This is a genomic window from Prosthecobacter sp. (assembly GCF_044227185.1).
Taxonomy (GTDB): domain Bacteria; phylum Verrucomicrobiota; class Verrucomicrobiia; order Verrucomicrobiales; family Verrucomicrobiaceae; genus Prosthecobacter.
Genome location: NZ_JBGAFO010000001.1, coordinates 299519 through 315245 on the forward strand (window position 1 = coordinate 299519; position 15727 = coordinate 315245).

General features: G+C 65.6%; 18 protein-coding genes. 3 read left to right on the forward strand and 15 right to left on the reverse strand.

The annotated features are described in order from the left end of the window. Window positions 1–162 precede the first annotated feature (162 nt). From ACILSQ_RS01205 to ACILSQ_RS01255, 11 genes are all read right to left on the reverse strand, one after another. Window positions 163–648, reverse strand: a complete 486-nt coding sequence (locus tag ACILSQ_RS01205) for an Hsp20/alpha crystallin family protein (protein ID WP_395741741.1) — start codon at window positions 646–648, stop codon at window positions 163–165. A 95-nt stretch (window positions 649–743) separates the two neighbouring features. Next, window positions 744–1352, reverse strand: coding sequence for a hypothetical protein (locus ACILSQ_RS01210; protein WP_395741742.1), 609 nt, complete (start codon window positions 1350–1352; stop codon window positions 744–746). 136 nt (window positions 1353–1488) lie between these two features. After that, window positions 1489–2151, reverse strand: coding sequence for a response regulator (locus ACILSQ_RS01215; protein ID WP_395741743.1), 663 nt, complete (start codon window positions 2149–2151; stop codon window positions 1489–1491). A 1-nt stretch (window position 2152) separates the two neighbouring features. Then, window positions 2153–4894 carry a PAS domain S-box protein gene (locus ACILSQ_RS01220; RefSeq protein WP_395741744.1) on the reverse strand — a complete coding sequence of 914 codons (2742 nt, stop codon included), beginning with the start codon at window positions 4892–4894 and terminating at the stop codon, window positions 2153–2155. 184 nt (window positions 4895–5078) lie between these two features. After that, window positions 5079–6200: a response regulator gene (locus ACILSQ_RS01225; protein WP_395741745.1), complete on the reverse strand. Its 1122-nt coding sequence runs from the start codon at window positions 6198–6200 to the stop codon at window positions 5079–5081. A 9-nt stretch (window positions 6201–6209) separates the two neighbouring features. After that, window positions 6210–6656 carry a response regulator gene (locus ACILSQ_RS01230; RefSeq protein ID WP_395741746.1) on the reverse strand — a complete coding sequence of 149 codons (447 nt, stop codon included), beginning with the start codon at window positions 6654–6656 and terminating at the stop codon, window positions 6210–6212. Further along, window positions 6653–7915 carry an ATP-binding protein gene (locus ACILSQ_RS01235; protein WP_395741747.1) on the reverse strand — a complete coding sequence of 421 codons (1263 nt, stop codon included), beginning with the start codon at window positions 7913–7915 and terminating at the stop codon, window positions 6653–6655. Before ACILSQ_RS01235 ends, ACILSQ_RS01230 begins: the two co-directional genes overlap by 4 nt. Window positions 7916–7995: 80 nt before the next feature. Continuing rightward, the gene (locus ACILSQ_RS01240; protein ID WP_395741748.1) at window positions 7996–8535 is read right to left on the reverse strand and encodes a flavin reductase family protein; all 540 of its coding nucleotides are present in this window, start codon (window positions 8533–8535) and stop codon (window positions 7996–7998) included. A gap of 4 nt (window positions 8536–8539) precedes the next feature. Next, window positions 8540–8968, reverse strand: coding sequence for a c-type cytochrome domain-containing protein (locus ACILSQ_RS01245; protein ID WP_395741749.1), 429 nt, complete (start codon window positions 8966–8968; stop codon window positions 8540–8542). 85 nt (window positions 8969–9053) lie between these two features. After that, a complete protein-coding gene (locus ACILSQ_RS01250) occupies window positions 9054–9767 on the reverse strand; it encodes a L,D-transpeptidase (protein ID WP_395741750.1) in 714 nt (237 codons plus the stop codon). Beyond that, window positions 9764–10693 carry a universal stress protein gene (locus ACILSQ_RS01255; RefSeq protein WP_395741751.1) on the reverse strand — a complete coding sequence of 310 codons (930 nt, stop codon included), beginning with the start codon at window positions 10691–10693 and terminating at the stop codon, window positions 9764–9766. Before ACILSQ_RS01255 ends, ACILSQ_RS01250 begins: the two co-directional genes overlap by 4 nt. 180 nt (window positions 10694–10873) lie before the next feature. On the opposite strand from ACILSQ_RS01255, the gene ACILSQ_RS01260 reads away from it, so the two are divergent. The 3 genes from ACILSQ_RS01260 (at window position 10874) to ACILSQ_RS01270 (ending at window position 12499) form a co-directional block, all read left to right on the forward strand. Then, the gene (locus ACILSQ_RS01260; RefSeq protein ID WP_395741752.1) at window positions 10874–11125 is read left to right on the forward strand and encodes a hypothetical protein; all 252 of its coding nucleotides are present in this window, start codon (window positions 10874–10876) and stop codon (window positions 11123–11125) included. Window positions 11126–11234: 109 nt separating this feature from the next. After that, complete coding sequence (locus ACILSQ_RS01265; protein ID WP_395741753.1) at window positions 11235–11444, forward strand: hypothetical protein; 210 nt, start codon at window positions 11235–11237, stop codon at window positions 11442–11444. 68 nt (window positions 11445–11512) lie between these two features. After that, window positions 11513–12499 carry a zinc-dependent alcohol dehydrogenase family protein gene (locus ACILSQ_RS01270; RefSeq protein WP_395741754.1) on the forward strand — a complete coding sequence of 329 codons (987 nt, stop codon included), beginning with the start codon at window positions 11513–11515 and terminating at the stop codon, window positions 12497–12499. A 5-nt stretch (window positions 12500–12504) separates the two neighbouring features. Here the strand turns inward: ACILSQ_RS01270 and ACILSQ_RS01275 are convergent, their stop codons facing one another. The 4 genes from ACILSQ_RS01275 to ACILSQ_RS01290 all read right to left on the reverse strand — a co-directional run bounded on the left by ACILSQ_RS01275 (window position 12505) and on the right by ACILSQ_RS01290 (window position 15672). Further along, on the reverse strand, window positions 12505–13341 hold the full coding sequence (locus tag ACILSQ_RS01275; protein WP_395741755.1) for a CHAD domain-containing protein: 837 nt from the start codon (window positions 13339–13341) through the stop codon (window positions 12505–12507). Next, window positions 13331–14920 carry an AAA family ATPase gene (locus tag ACILSQ_RS01280; protein ID WP_395741756.1) on the reverse strand — a complete coding sequence of 530 codons (1590 nt, stop codon included), beginning with the start codon at window positions 14918–14920 and terminating at the stop codon, window positions 13331–13333. The genes ACILSQ_RS01275 and ACILSQ_RS01280 overlap by 11 nt, the downstream gene beginning before the upstream one ends. A 172-nt stretch (window positions 14921–15092) precedes the next feature. Then, window positions 15093–15374 (reverse strand): DUF2934 domain-containing protein, encoded by a 282-nt coding sequence (locus ACILSQ_RS01285; protein ID WP_395741757.1) that lies wholly within the window; start codon window positions 15372–15374, stop codon window positions 15093–15095. Window positions 15375–15408: 34 nt separating this feature from the next. Then, complete coding sequence (locus ACILSQ_RS01290; RefSeq protein WP_395741758.1) at window positions 15409–15672, reverse strand: hypothetical protein; 264 nt, start codon at window positions 15670–15672, stop codon at window positions 15409–15411. Between the last annotated feature and the right edge of the window lie 55 nt (window positions 15673–15727).

Below are 15727 nucleotides of genomic sequence, written 5' to 3' on the forward strand. Positions count from 1 at the left end.
ACTGTTTAGGGGAAAAAACTCAGCAGCCGCGGGGGCCTTTGGAGCATCGGCTCCCCGCGGCTGCCGTCACCTGCGGCGGCAGAATCACGCATGCGCGTTTTGCGTGATCTGCCCGGGGCCGCGGGCGGAATTTTGCACGGCGTCGGGCCGCGCCAGGTCAGGTCAGCTCACCTTGACCTCGATGGCCTTCGGCCTCGCCTTTTCATCCTTGGGCAGATGAACCTCGAGCAGGCCGTTTTTGAAGTCGGCGCTGACCTTGTCTCCGCTGACGCCTTCGGGCAGCGTGAAGCTGCGCACGAAGCTGCCGTAGGAACGCTCGATCCGGTGGAACTTCTTGTTCTTCTCCTCCTTCTCGATCTTGCGCTCGCCGGAGATGGTCAGCTCGCCGTTTTCCACGGTGATCTTGACCTCCTCCTTTTTGAGATCGGGCAGCTCCGCCTTCACCAGGTATTCCTTGTCGTCCTCCGTGATGTCCACCAGAGGAGACCACCGGGCGACGGTCATGGATTCGCTGCCTCCGTTTCCATTGGTGGACAGCAGCGGGCGGCCGAAGAATTTGTCCAGGCGGTTTTCCAAGCTGGTGATCTCCTGGAGGGGATCCCAGCTGGAGGTGGTGCGGAAGGGATTGAGCAGGGATAGTGCATTCATGATGTTTGGGTGTGTTTGTGTGTTTGGGTTGCGGACTTCGGGGTTGGTTCACGCTGCCGCCGTGTCCGCGCGGCGGCAGGGAAAGACGACGCGGTTCAGATGAGCATGCCCGAGCCCGCCGGAGGGCTCTCGCAGCCGGGTGATCTGCCAAAGCTGAGAAACTGGAAGCCCGGCGTAGCCGCGGGCTCCCGCAGGCGCGCGATGCGGCTCAAATCCGAGTTCATCCGCGTTTCAAACTCCTCGTTGCTGATGAACTCCAGCCGCCAGTGCCAGGCGATCTGGCGCAGGTCCCGGGTGAGCGGACCGTCCAGGGTCTCGGGCGTGGACTCAAAATCATACAATGCCACGAGGGCGGCCGGTCCGCCGGTGTTTTGCCCGAAGCATTCGTTGATCCACTTGTGGACGCCCTCCGGCAGGGGCTGCGGGCCATGACCGGAGATGATGAGGAGATCCGAACCCGCCCAGTCCTCGGCGGCGGAGGCCCGCATGTCTGAGCCTGCCAGGGAGGCAAAGCTCCAGGCGCGGTGCAGGACACGCACGCGGCCGTCAAAATGGAAGTGCAGCCACTCGACGGCTTCACAGGCCTGGATGGCGCCGATGAAGTCGTCATAAACGGAGATCACATTCAGCACGCCGGGGGCGGTGCCGGAGCCTGCGCGCGGCTGGCAGGCGAGGGCGGATGTCGGAGTCGTGGCCTGTTTCATAACGCCGCCATTGGGCAGCGTACGGCCTCTGCCGGCAATGAGCGGAGGGCCCCGCCGCTTCTCAGCCTCCGGCCTAGCCGGCCTCATGCGCACCCGCAGTCCGGCACGGCGGGTGCGCCGCGTCCGCTGGCGCGCCTCAGCCCTGCTCTCCGCACCAGCACACGGCCTGGCGCACCAGCTCGGTGTTGTTCTTCACGCCCAGCTTGGTCTTGATGTTCACACGGTGGGTGTCCACGGTCTTGGTGCTGAGGTGCAGGGCAGCCGCGATCTCGTGCGTGTCCTTGCCCTGGCCGATGAGGCGGAAGACTTCAAACTCGCGCGTGGTCAGCGCGCTGATGACCGAGGTGCTGTTCTTCGTGGCCGGGCGGGAGAGGGAGTCGAGGATGGTGGAGGACATCTGCTCGCTCACGGCCACCCTCCCTCCCATGATCCGGTGCACGGCGGCCATGATTTTTTCCGGCCCCTCCATCTTCATCACGTAGCCGCGGCCGCCGGCCCGCAGCACGCGCTCCGCAAAGAACGCCTCCTCATGCATGGAGACCACCAGCACCGGCAGCTCGGGCATCATGGCATGAATGTCCTGCAGCAGCTCCAGGCCGCTCTTGCCGGGCAGGTTCAGGTCCAGAACGAGGAGGTCGGGCTGCTGGCGGCTGACGCCGGTGATGGCCTCGGCGGCGGTTCCGGCCTCGCCGCAGACGATGAACTTTCCATCTCCCTCCAGCATGCGGCGTACGCCGTCGCGAAACACAGGATGATCGTCCACGATGAAAACTCGTTTGGTGTTCTGGTCTTTTTTCATGTCAGGAGGCAGGTGTTTTTTTGTGCACTTTGCAGGTGATGAGGGTGCCGCCGAGCGGCGCGTGATCGATCTTGAACTCAGCTCCGATGAGGCTGGCGCGATGCTGCATGATGCGCAGGCCCATGCCCCGTCCCGAGTGGCTGTGCTCCGGCAGGCCGCATCCATCATCGCGTACGGCTAGCGTGACCTGCCTGCCACGCCGGGAGAGCGTGATGTCGATCCGCGTGGCTCCTGCATGCCTTGCCGCATTGGTCACCGCCTCCTGGCAGATGCGCAGCAGGTTGGTCGTCACCGCCTGGTCGAGGCCGGCATCCTTGCTGGCGCCATGAAAGCGGCAGGGCACGCCAAACATCAGCCGCGTGCGCGAGGCCAGGTCCCTGAGCGCCGCCACCAGGCCGCCGGTCTCCAGCGCCACCGGATGCAGCCCCTGCGCCAGGCTGCGCGTGAGGGCCAGCACCTGGCGCAGAATCTCGGAGATTTTACCGGCTTCGGCAGCCTCCGGGGCCGAGCGCTGGCGCAGGCTGTCATGCAGCACCTGGCTCATGCACCAAAGCCCCGCGATCTGCTGCCCCAGGTCATCGTGCAGGTCTTCGCCGATCGCGGCGCGCTCGCTCTCGCTGACGTCCAGGATCTCCTTCTCCAGCGCCCGGCGGCTGGTGATGTCCCGGATCACGCCGGTGAAAATGTGCATGTGGTCCACCTGGCTGACAGCCAGTTCGATCGGGAAAAGAGTGCCGTCCTTGCGCCGCCCCTGCGCTTCACGGCCCATGCCGATGAGTCTTGCCTGGCCGGTGCGCTTGAACCTTCTGAGGTAGCTGTCGTGCTCCTCGCGGTAGGGTGAAGGCATCAGCATCTTCACATTCCGCCCGACCATCTCCGCCTCGGTGTAGCCAAACATCCGCTCAGTGGCGGGGTTCACGTTGATGATGATGCCGCGCTGGTCGATGGTGACAACGGCGTCCGCCACCGTGTTGAGAATGGCGCGCAGCCGCTCCTCGCGCTCATGCAGCAGGGTGACGGCCCGGCGCTGCTCGGTGATTTCCTCCTTGATCGCCACAAAGTGCCGTATTTTTCCGTCCGAGTTCATGATCGGGGCGATCACGGCGTATTCCCAGAACAGCTCCCCGTTCTTCTTCCGGTTGCAGAATTCACCGCGCCATTCGTGCCCGGCCGCGAGCGTGTCCCACATTTTCTGGTAGAACTCCGGCGGCTGCTCCCCGGATTTCAGCAGGCGCGGGTTCTTGCCGGTGACCTCGGCGGCCGTGTAGCCCGTGACCCGGGTGAACCTCGGGTTCACGTACTCGATCGCCCCCTTCGCGGAGGTGATCATCACCACCGCGGGACTCTGCCGCACCGCATGGGAGAGCGTCTCCAGCTTGGCCAGCGCGGCGCTGAGCTTTGACTGCGTCTCTTTCAGCGCGGTGATGTCCACCAGCATGCTCACCGCGCCGCAGGGGCGCCCGCTGGCATCATGCACGGGATCAGGGAAGCAAAGCACATGGGAGCGGCTTCCGTCCGGACGCTCCACGATGCGCTCCATCCCGCGCACGGGCTCGCCGCTGCGGACCGCCTCCACGATCGCAAGCTGGGAGCGCTTCATCGGCCTGGCCTCGGCATCCAGAATCCGGTAGGAGGCGTCCCAGCGGTCTTCGTCATCCGGCTCGCGGCCCCAGAGCTTGGCCGCCTCCGCGTTGAAAAGTGTGATGCGCCCCGCCGCATCGCAGGTGTAAACCGCCGCCGGCAGTGCGTGCACGAGCTGCCGGTAGCGCTCCTCGCTCTCGCGCAGGGCGGCCTCGGCCTTCTTGCGCGCAGTAATGTCCCGTGAGACGAGCAGAAGGCTTGTGACGCAGCCTTTGGAGTCGCGAACGGGCGTGCAGTGCCCCTCCAGCCAGACCCATGTGTCAGGTTTCCTGAGAAAGCGATATTCGATGGTGGTGCTTCTGCCTTTCAGATTGGCGGCGCGCGCTTCACGGATGGTTTTCAAGTCATCGCAATGCATGTGCGCCGCAGCCCCCTGCGCCGCCAGCGTGCTGATCGAGATGCCAAGCCTTCGCTCGTATGAGGGGCTGAGGTAAAGAATGTTTCCTCTCACGTTGCTCAGCGCCACAAAGTCGGCGGTGTTGTCCGCCAGCAGCCGGTAGCGCTCCTCGCTCTCGCGCAGCGCTTCCTCCGCGCGGCAGCGTCCGATGAAACTCGCCGCCGCCTGCGCGTAGAAATCCAGCCGCGCGAGCTCCAGCTCGGCGGGGCGGTGCGGCTGGCGGAAGTGCGTGCTGATCATTCCCAGCGGCGCGCCATTTTGACTGAAGAGCGGCGTGGACTGCACCGCGCGGTAGCCCGCCGCACGGGCGACACGGCGGAAGGGTTTGAAGCCCGCGTCCTTTTCCACGTCCTCGATGATGATCCGTTCTCGCGCGCGCAGCGCGCGCAGCGCGCGGCCGCACGCGGCATTCTCCTTCGTGGAGACCTCGTGGAAGAAATCGAGAAACGGCTTTTTGAAGCCGCGATGCACCGCGATGCGCAGCACGCGCTTCTCCGCGTCATAGAGCTGCACATTGCCAAAATCCGCGCCGAGCATGGCGATGGTGGACGCCAGGATTTCCTTCAGCCCCGCGCCCAGGTCCCGGATCTGCCAGAGGCGCGCATTCGCTGCATTCAGCCTTGCCAATGCGGCCGCCTCTGACTCCAGAGACTTCTGCCTCCCCGCCGCGCGGAGGGCAGGAGCGCCATGCGCCGGCTTTTTCATGGCTGCGGCGGGGCCGGTGGTGAACCTGCGGCACCAGTGGCGCTTGGACTGGTTTTAGGGGCATTCATTTGGAAGTTCAGCAGCACTCATATAGCGGAGCGGCGATGTGTGTCTCAGCGGCAAATGCGGTGCTTTGCGCCTCCCTTGCGTCGTGGTGCTGTGGGGGCCGGCTTTCATTTAGGAGTCAGATCTGGCATTCATCCTCCACCCTGGAGGTCGCCGGCAGGGTGCAGACGACCATCGTTCCCTGCCGGTCCGGGCGGTTCTGAAGCTCCAGCATCCCGCCGATCATGTCCGCCCGGTATTTCATGGTGCGCAGGCCCATCCCTTCTCCGGCGGCGGACCCCGGCAGCAGGCTGCCGTCGTTGCGGATGGAGAGCACGTAATGGCCTGGCGTGAGGGAGACCTCGATGGTGATCGACTTCGCCTTGCCGTGCTTCACCGCGTTGGTCACGGCCTCCTGGCTGATCCGGTAGAGGTGTGTGGCGGTGGTGTTGTCCAGCGCGATCTCCGCCGGGCCATGGTACGCACAGGTGATGCTGAACATCTGGCGCGTGCGGACGGCCAGCTCCTCCAGGGCCGCGGCCAGTCCGCCGTCTCCGATGGTCACCGGGTGCAGGCCGCGCGCAAGGGTGCGCGTGAGCACCAGCGCCTCTTTCAGGAGGCTGTTGATTTGCGCGGCGTGCTCCGCCTCGGGCAGGCCGCGCCGCTTGAGGCTTTTTTTCAGCACGTCGCTCATCAGCCAGGTGCCGGCGAGCCGCTGGCCCAGGTCGTCATGCAGATCCTGGCCGATCCGCTGCTGCTCACGCTCGCTGACGTACAGGATCTCGCGTTCGAGTTCGCGCCGCTTGGCGATCTCCCCGCGCAGGACTTCATTGCTGGTGCGCAGCTCCGCCTCCGCGGCGGCGAGCTGCTTGTCCTTCTCAACCTGCGCCAGGGCGCGGCGGACCACGGTGGGCAGGAACTCCAGGAAGTGCGCGTCCTTGACCAGGTAGTCCAGCGCGCCGCGCTTCATCATGTCCACCGCCACGCGTTCGTCTCCCTGCCCGGTGATGACGACGAAGGGCACGCTGCGTCCCGTCTCCGCCACGGCGGTGATCACCTCGGAGCCTTCTCCGTCCGGCAGTTTCAGGTCCAGCAGCAGCAGGTCCGCCTGGTTTTTGGCAAGCCATTCCGCCGCCTCCTGCGCTGAGCCGGTGCAGTGTGTCTGATAGCCCTCCCGCTCGAGGGCGCGCGCGATCAGCCGGGTGAGCCCTGGGTCATCATCCACCAGCAGCAGGGTGGCGGTGGAATGCGCGCCGGCCATGACAGGAGATCAAGTTTGGTCGTGCAGGCCGGGCACCCGCACGAGGGAGACAAACATCCCGAGCTGTTTGATGGCTTCGGCAAACTTGTCGTAGTCCACCGGTTTGACGATGTAGCTGTTGCACCCGAGCAGATGGCAGCGCTCGATCTCACGCGGGTCGTCCGTGGTGGTGAGCATGATCACCGGCATCCTGCGCAGGAACTTGTCCTCCTTGATCTGGCGCAGCACCTCCGCGCCGTCCACCTTGGGCATGCGGATGTCCAGCAGCAGAAGATACGCGGCATCCGGCTGACGATGCGCGCCAGGGCCGCGGGCAAACAAAAAGTCCAGCACTTCCTGGCCGTTCTCAAAGCGCTGGATGGGATTATGCAGACCCACTCGGGCGAGATTTTTTTCGATGAGCCTGGCGTGACCGGCGTCATCTTCGGCAATGATGATGATGACTTCCTGCGTCATGACTTCTTTTTAAAAGGGTTCGTAGTGGCTGGCAAGCTGACAAAAAATTGACTGCCTAGGCCGGGTGCCGACTCCACCCATATTTTACCGTCGAGTCTTTCAAGAATTCGCTGAGAGATGGTGAGGCCGAGTCCTTCTCCGCTGCCGTGCGAAGGATCGAGACGGTGGAAGATTTCAAAGGCCTTGGCCTGATGGGCAGGGGCAATACCTATGCCATTGTCACTCACCACATAGACAGCGTGTGTGCCATCTTTGTAACCTTTCACGCTGATGTGGCCGGGCCGTGCGGGGTCGAGATACTTGACGGCGTTGTCCAGCAGGTTGGTGAAGACCTGGTTCACCTGCGTCGCATCTCCGCGGCTGTCCGGCAGCTCTCCGATGTCGAGCTGCGCGCCGGCCTGCTGAAGCTGAAACTCCATCGCCTGGGCGATCTGCCGGACCATGACCTGCATGGAAAGGGGCTCGATGGAAAGCGCCGCGCGGCCCAGTCGCGAGAAGCGCAGCAGCCCGTTCAGGAGGGTGTCGATCTTGGACACACCCGCCTGGATGAAGCCGAGAGATTCGGGGATGTCTTCGCTGAATGCGGTGAACAGGTCCTCCTTGGGCACCACGCTGCCGGGCGTGTTGGACAGTTTGGCGCGCAGGTCCTCGCAGGTGCGCGTGAGCTCGCGGCCAAAGCCCTGGATGTTCACCAGCGGGGAGCGCAGATCGTGCGAGGCCACGTACACGATGGCCTCCAGCTCCTTGTTTTTTTCCGCCAGCGACTGAGCCAGCTCCGCCAGCTTTTCCTCATCGCGCTTCCGCTGGGTGATGTCTGTGCGGATGGCGATGTACTGCTGGGGTTTTCCCGCCAGGTCCACAAAGGGAAAGATGGTGGTGTCCACCCAGTAGATGCCGCCGTCCTTGGCGCGGTTGCGGATCTCGCCCTTCCACACCTGGCCATGCCCGATGGTGCTCCACAGATCTTTGAAAAATTCCTTGGCGTGGTGGCCTGAGTTGATGATGCGGTGGTCCTGCCCCAGCAGCTCGCCGCGGCTGTATTTGGAGATTTCGCAGAACTTGTCATTCACATAGGTGATGATCCCGCGTGCGTCCGTGATGGCCACGATGGAGTGGGCGTCCAGCGCCGCCTTCAGGTCCATCAGCTCCTTCACGGGCACGAACTGCGAAGCCTGGCTCTCCGCGCCTGCCAGGCCGGCCTCCATCTGCTGCAGCCGCTCGATGAGCTGCGCCTGGGTCATGCTGGAATAATCGTTCATCTCGGCTCATGCTGCCTGGTTTCCAGACAGTAATCACGGCAAAAAGCATTCCTTTTTCAGAAAAAGTTTCGGATCAGATGCTATTTCATCCGAGACCTCAGCCGGATCGTTTTTCCCCCAACCATAAAGCGGCCATGACCGCGATGATGCAGCGTGCGGGGATCTTTGACGCCGGGGTCGATCCATGCCTGGACGACCTCCAGCACAAACAGTCCGTATTTGGCCACCATCCGCGTGTCCGCCACCCGGCATTCGAGGCTGGCGTAGCATTCGCCGATGAGCGGCGCGGCCACCTTTTGAGCGGGCAGCGGCGTGAGCCCGAAGCGTTTGAACTTGTCCGTGCGTGCCCCGGTGGTGTTGCCGCAGCGCACCACTTTCTCCGCGAGCTCGACGGTGGGGATGTTGATGACGCAGCTTTTTGCGGCCTTCAGCAGGGAGAAGGAGTAATTGCGGTCGCTGACGATGCAGCCGACCAGCGGCGGCTCAAACTCCATCATCAGGTGCCAGGAGAGCGTCATGACGTTGCGCCGCTCTTTGTGGGCGGTGGTCAGCAGAATGACCGGCCCTGTCTCCAGCAGGCCATAGACTTTTGCGAGAGGGAAGGGTCTGCGGGTGGTCATGGGCCTAGCTGCGGTTGGTTTTCCAGTCCTGCGGCGGCACCAGCCGCACTTTCTCCGGCCAGGGCGCCCCCTGCAGGATCCAGTCGTGCAGGAGTTTCTGCTGCTCGCGCTCCACGCCTTCAGGCGTGGGCGGCATGGCCACCGGGTTTTCGTGCCCGAGGAGCAGCACCTTGTACAGCAGGCTCTGGTGCGGCGCGCCGGGGATGATGACCGGGCCGCTGCGCCCGCCTTTCATCGCCAGGGCTTTGGTTTCAAGGTTCAGCCCCGCGCAGACATAGCGCCGGTGGTGGCACTCCAGGCAGCGGGACTCCAGCAGCGGCTTCACCTCGGCCACAAAATCGACCGCATGATCTGGCGGCAGCTCGGGCTGCAACTGCGTACAGGCCGTGAGGCCGAGAAGGCCAAGAACGGCCGCGAGGATGTGTGGTTTCATGGATGAAAAGGAACGGATCTGAAAGACGCGGCTGGTGTGCGGATCGGGTGTTTCTCCGTGCATGGATTCAGCGGGGGGCGCGGCATCATGGGTGAACGGCTCCGGCCACCACCCGGACGGGCGTGCCGTTGTCCACCCACTCATAAAAGAACCGCGCGGGATTGCCGCCATCCAGCGGCAGGCGGATGCAGCCGTGCGAGGCCGGGTAGTCCGGCACGGAGGTGAAGCCATGAATGAAAACATGCCCATGGATCTGCACGCTCCACGGCATGGGGGCGTTGTTAAAAAGGTGCGAATAATGCATCCTGGCCCTGAACGGGCCGGCGGTGAAACTGCCCTGCGGGGTGCGGCCATTGCGGCCGGAGCTGATGTGCGTCTGCAGCACCAGCCGGTCGCCCTGCCATGCCTGCAACTGCTGGGTGGCAAGATTGACCTCCACCTGCTTGGGCCCCACGCTCAGGCTCATCCGATAAAACCCCCGGCGGAGCACGGTGATGCTGTCCTCGGTGGTGAGGGTGATGCCGGGATGCGCCAGCGGCAGATCGGCGGCACGGACCAGCTCGGTGCCGTCGATGAGCTGGCGCAGCGCGCCTGGCTGGAGGACGAGATTTTCCAACTGCACGCAGCGGCCCTCCTTGTCGCGCGTGACGTCCAGATGAAGCTGCTTTGCGGCGTCCAGCAGGGGCGCGTAGATGACGCCGGGCTCGGCGGCAAAAGTGACGGCCTGGACATGCGGCTGCGCCCAAACCGGGGACAGGCACGCCAGCGTGAGGAAGAGGCAGAGCAGCGGAGAGTTCATGAGGGAGACTCCGCGGGTGTTGCCTCCGCGGGTACGACCAGCACCGAGCAGGTGAGCCGCGCCAGCAGGCGCTCCGCCGTGGAGCCCAGCAGGACGTAGCGCAGATTGCTGCGCCCCTTGCTGCCGATGACGATCAGATCGGCCCCGCATTCAGCGGCGTGCTCCTGGATGCCCGGCGCATAGGACATGGACTCACGCAGCACCTCGCTGTGGAAAGTGGCCGCGGCATCCTTCTGGACAAACTCGTGAAGCGTCTGGTGGAGATTTTGAATGAGCGCCTTGCGCTCCACATCGGTGAACACGAGCGGGGGCGCCGTGTCCTCGGTAAACATGCCGCCGCGTGGCGTGACCACCCAGGGCTCGCGCCACACATGCAGGAAGTCCACATGGGCGCCGTCCTGCGTGGCCATGCTCTGCGCCATGCGGACCACCTCGCGCGCGGTGTCGGAGAAATCGACACAGGCCACGATCTTGCGAAAGGCCTCCGGATGGCCGGAGCGCACGAGCAGGGTCGGGATCTGCGCCTTGCGCGCCAGCTTGGCGGAGACCGAACCGGCGCCTGCGGAGGCCCCGCCCTTCCCCATGATGCCGGCCACCAGCATGTCGGCATGCAATGAGCGGATGTGGCCGAGGATCTCATGCAGCGGAACGCCCGTGGCGATGGTGGTCTCGAAGCCCGCAGGCAGCGTGACGCCGTGCAGCCAGCTCGCCAGCGCCTTGCGGGCGCCCTCCACCGCCGTGCGGGCATGGCTCTCAAAGCTTTCCTCGCGCAGGCTGGCCAGGGTGGCCACGGCTTCCGAATCCACCACATGGAGTACGTGCAGCCTGGCGCCGCTGAGCGTGGCGAGGCGCGCCGCCTGCACGAGCGCCGCGTGGGAGCCGGTGGAAAAATCCACGGCGACGAGAATGGTCCTGGGTGTGTTCATCAGTGTCCGCCTGTTCGCCACGAATGAGCCTCCGGCAATCGGCAGATGCCAGTGCCTGCTCTCAGCCAATGGCTGAGAGGCGCAGAGTCTTCTGGCTCATGGCATGTGCCCGGCGGCGCTGCTTAGCATCAGACACACAGCCCCACCGGCTGCCTTCAGACAGACCAGACATAACCAACCATGAAAACCAGCACTCTTCTCCTCATCCTTTCCCTTTCAGCGCTGACGGGCTGCCACAAGCAGTCGCAACCCGAAGCCACCAAGCCCCCGCCTCCGAAGGAGGCTGCGGCGCCTGCTCCAGTGCCGAAGCCGGCACCCGCTCCAACTCCAGCTCCTGCGCCCACACCGGCTCCCACACCGGCCCCCGCGCCAACGCCTGCTCCAACACCCGCACCGGCGCCTGCTCCAGCACCAGCGCCTGCCACCAAGTAACTTCAGCCGCTTTTCCAGCCATGTTCCATGGAGCGGCACGGCGGGTCCGGCATAGCCTGCCTGCCGCTCCATGAGAATGTGGGGAAACCAGATCCCACCACACCCTGCCATGAAAGCCAAATCCAGCCCCGCTGACACGCCGCCCGCCGTGAACGCTCCTCCTCTGCCGCGCCAGCTCGGCGCCAACCACAGCGACACCGCCAGACGTCCGCGCAAGCACCACAACAACTTCAAGCAGTCCAACGACCTGCGCGAAGACCGCGGCATCCGCCAGCTCAAGGCCAGCCCCAAGGCCCAGTCCAACCGTGGCGGACGCTGATACCACCTCCGCCTTAATCCCCGCGCTGTGCTGTCGTCCGCATATGCGCGGAGCGCGTAACGTTTTGCATGAAAGCCATGCTCCTGGAGTCTCCCGGCAGCCCGCTGGTGCTGCGGCAGATCGACACGCCGCAGGCGGGGCCGGGGCAGCTTCTCGTACGGGTGCGGGCCTGCGCCGTGTGCCGCACCGACCTGCATGTGATCGATGGCGAGCTGCGCCAGCCAAAGCTGCCCCTGGTTCCCGGGCATGAGATCGTGGGCAGCGTGGAGGCCCTGGGCGAGGGCGTGCAGGGTTTTCAGCGCGGCGACCGCGTGGGCATCCCCTGGCTGGGCTGGACCTGCGGTGCGTGCCCCATGTGCCTGAGCGGCCGCGAAAATCTCTGCGACACGGCGATGTTCACCGGCTACACGCTCGACGGCGGCTATGCGGAGTACACCGTGGCGGACGCGCGCTTCTGCTTTCCGCTGCCCGCCGGCATGGATGATGTGGCCGCCGCGCCGCTGCTGTGCGCGGGGTTGATCGGCCACCGCTGCCTGATGAAGACGGGTGACGCGAGGCGGCTCGGGCTCTACGGCTTTGGCGCGGCGGCGCACATCGTCATCCAGGTGGCGCGGCATCAGGGCCGGGAGGTGTATGCCTTCACGCGTGGCGGAGACCTGGCGGCGCAGCAGTTTGCGCGGCATCTCGGCGCCGCCTGGGCCGGGGCGTCTGACGAGGCTCCGCCGCACAAGCTCGATGCGGCGGTCATCTTCGCCCCCGCGGGAGAGCTGGTGCCCCGCGCGCTCCGCTCCCTGGAGAAAGGCGGCATCGTGGTATGTGGTGGTATCCACATGAGCGACATCCCCTCCTTCCCCTATGCGGATCTCTGGCAGGAGCGCTCCATCTGCTCCGTGGCGAACCTCACACGGCGCGACGGCCATGAATTCCTCGCGCTGGCTCCCCGCGTGCCGGTGGTGACGCAGACGCAGGCTTTTCCGCTGGAGGCCGCCAATGAGGCGCTGGCCCGCCTGCGCGAAGGCCGTCTCACGGGTGCGGCGGTGCTGGTGCCGGAGTGAGTGAATCACGCGGCGGCGAGACCGCGCATCTGCCGCGTGAGCACCTTCCGCAGCCTCCGCCTTGGCAGGTGCAGGGACTTTGCCGCCACGGCGAAGACGCGGGATTTCTTCTCGCGCAGCCTGCGCGCAATGGCCTTCCGCCACGGCGCGGCGGAGGCTCCTCCTGACACGTGGGAGCCAAGGAGCCTGAGGTCGTTCACCTGGCCCAGCAGGTGGCCGAGCTCCCGTGCCGGGCGCACGCTGCTCCGCGCCTGCGGCAGGCGGCCCAGCGCGAGGCTGAGGTAGTACCAATGCTTCACGTGCTTGCGCCAGCGGTGCATCTGCACAGCGTCATCTCCGGCGGCGCACTTTTTCATGCGCCTCCTGCAGCCATGCTGGCAGCGGACATAGCCGGCCACCACATCTTCCGGCGTCAGCTTTTTCAGCCGCAGCGCCGCCACCTCATGCCGCAGCAGCGCGATCCTGCGCCGCGCTCCGGCCAGCACGCGTGCAGGCCCGGCGGTGGCGCTCTGCCCGGTGCCCGCATTCAGCTTCAGTGCCGGCAGACTGCGGCGGCGGCGCAGGGTCTCCGCCAGTTTTTGCATGACTTCGAGATCGCGCCTGCCGGCGAAGGCGTCCTTGATCTGGCGAATGAGCCGGCGCAGGCGGTTCATCTTCGCCTGAGGAATCACGCCCCGGATGAGGCAGAGGAGGGAGCGCAGCTTCTTCATGCGCAGGCGCAGGGCATGCACCGCCTGCGCCGGTGCGCGTGGCATGCGGCGCAGATCGGCCTCCGCGTGGCGGCACAGGGCCGTCATGAGGCGGACCAGTCTCGCGCCGGGGCGCTGCGCGTCAGCCTTCATGGGCGTTCCTTTCCGCCAGGAGCAGCAGCAGACGCGCGAGCGTGGTGGAGACGTCGTCATGCGTCGTGATGCGCAGGCCGCAGGAGTCCGGCAGCTCCTCCGGGGGCTCGTAATGGTTGTTGATCCGCGCGTGGTCCTCCGCGCGTGCGTCAGACACCACGCCGCCGCACCTCCCGCGCTCCTGCAGGCGGCGCAGCGTGGTGGTTTCATCGGCCTCGGCCACCACCCACACGCAGGCCAGTCCCTGCCGCGCCAGCAGCGCCCGCAGGGCATCGCGGTGGGCGCGCTTGGAGAAAGTAGCATCGAGGATGATGCAGCCCTCCGCCGCCGCGTGGGTGGCTTCGGCAAACAGCGTGTCATAGACGCGCTGTGTCATCTCCGCGGAATACAGCGCGGCGCGCTCCTCCGCCGTGCCGCGCTGATGCAGCTCCACGCCGGCCAGCGTCTTGCGCACGCGGTCCGAGGAAATGACCCGCCAGCCGGTCTCGTGCCCCAGCGCCTGCGCCAGCGCCGACTTGCCGCAGGCCACGCGCCCCATCACCACAAAGACGCAGGGCGCGCCCCCGGCGATGGCATGTCGCAGCGCCAGCCTGAAGTAGCGCCGTGCCAGATCCATGCTCGCCGCGCGCTCCTCCGCGCCCACGGTTTCCCCTTGGCTGTGCAGGCCCTCCACCTTGCCACGCACGCAGGCGCGGTAGCACTGGTAAAAGTCCAGCAGTCGCGGCAGCGCGGCATCCTGCAGCAGCGTGGCAAAACGTGCCGCCACATGCCGCGCCAGGTCCGGACGGCCGTTGAAGTCTAGGTCCATCGTCAGAAACGCAATGTCGCAGGCCACGTCGATGTGGCGGAAGGCCTCGTTGAACTCGATGCAGTCATAGATGCGCACCCCGTCCGCCGAAATGTGGATGTGCTCGCTGTGCAGATCACCATGGCAGTCGCGTATCCAGCCCTGCGCGCTGCGCGCAGCCAGCAGCGCGCGATGCTGCTGCTCGAAGCAGCGCGTGTAATGCTCGATGGCCGCCAGCGCCGCTGCGGAGATCGCGTGCCCGGCGGCGCCGCGCATGGCCTCAAAGTTTCCACGCAGAGCCTCGTCCAGCCGCCGGCACGCCAGGTCGCTCTCCGCCTCTGGCAGCGGCGGCTGCCCACGGTAAAAGTCATGCAGCAGGTCCACCACGCGGTCCATCATGGCGGTGCCCGCCTCTCCCTGAAGCAGCCGCTGGTGCAGAAAGCCGGCGGCGTCCAGCTCGCGCATTTTCACCGTCCATTCCAGGACTCTGCCCTCCCCGCCGAGCTGCAGCCCTGCGGCTGTCTCCACCACCGGCACCACATCGAGATACACGTCCGCGGCCAGCCGCCGGTTCAGCAGCAGCTCGCGCCCGCAGTCCCCCTGCCGCAGCTCCAGGGTGGAGAAATCGAGAAAGCCGAAGTTCACCGGCTTTTTGACTTTGTACACCAGCGGCGGCGCGATGAAGACCCACGAGGCATGCGTCTGCATCAGGCGCACTGCGGCGGGCCGGTGCGGGTAGGAGCCCGGGGCTGCGAGGAAATCAAGCACGCGCTGGGTGTCAGGCGGGATCATGGGGGCAGTGGAAGGCGAAGCGGGCCGGTCTGCAAATCCGCACATCACCGGGACTCAAGTTTCCCCGCAGAAATGACAGGCCCGGCACAACCGGTGGCAACCAGTGGCAGCCTTTGCCCTTGCCCCCTCAAGGGCCTCTCCGGCCGACCAGGCGCTGTCAAATCTTGGCGGCTTATCGTGCCGCCTTGCTGGCGGCGGCCTTCGGCGAGCGTTTCGCCTGCCCGTTTCCGTTGGAGGTGGGGCCGGCTGCCTTGCGTTTGGGGGCCGCCTTGGCGGCGCGGGGCGCAGCCGCTGCCTGCTTCGGGGCTTTCGCGGACAGCAGCCGGTTTTCGGCCTCGGTCCAGAAGAAGATGTCCTGGCCGGAAGGGCAGCCGGCATCTTCCCACAGGCAGTAGGCCAGCGCGCGGATGGACTCATGCGCGGGCGACGTTTCAGCTTGGCATGTGTGTGGCATGGTTCGTGGTGTTGGAGGGTGAAGGAGGGTGTTATTATTCATTGATGCCCCAGCGCCGCGGACGGCTGAGCTGCCTGCCGGAAAGAACACATTCGGAAGCATGCGTCTCCACCAGCGTCCGGAACTGCATGCGGTCTGGGTTCATGCGTCCGTTCAGACCACCCTCGTATCCGCAGTCAGGTTCCGCGGCTGCGTGGTCAAATTCAGGCTCAGGAAGTCCGGCCTGCATGACCAGGCTGATGAGGGACAGGGCGGAGTGGAGGCCGGCGGGGAGGGGGAGTGGTTGTGCTTGGATCATGGCCGCATCCTGCCAAATCCCCGCATGGCGGCAATGAGCCTGCACTCGCAACACT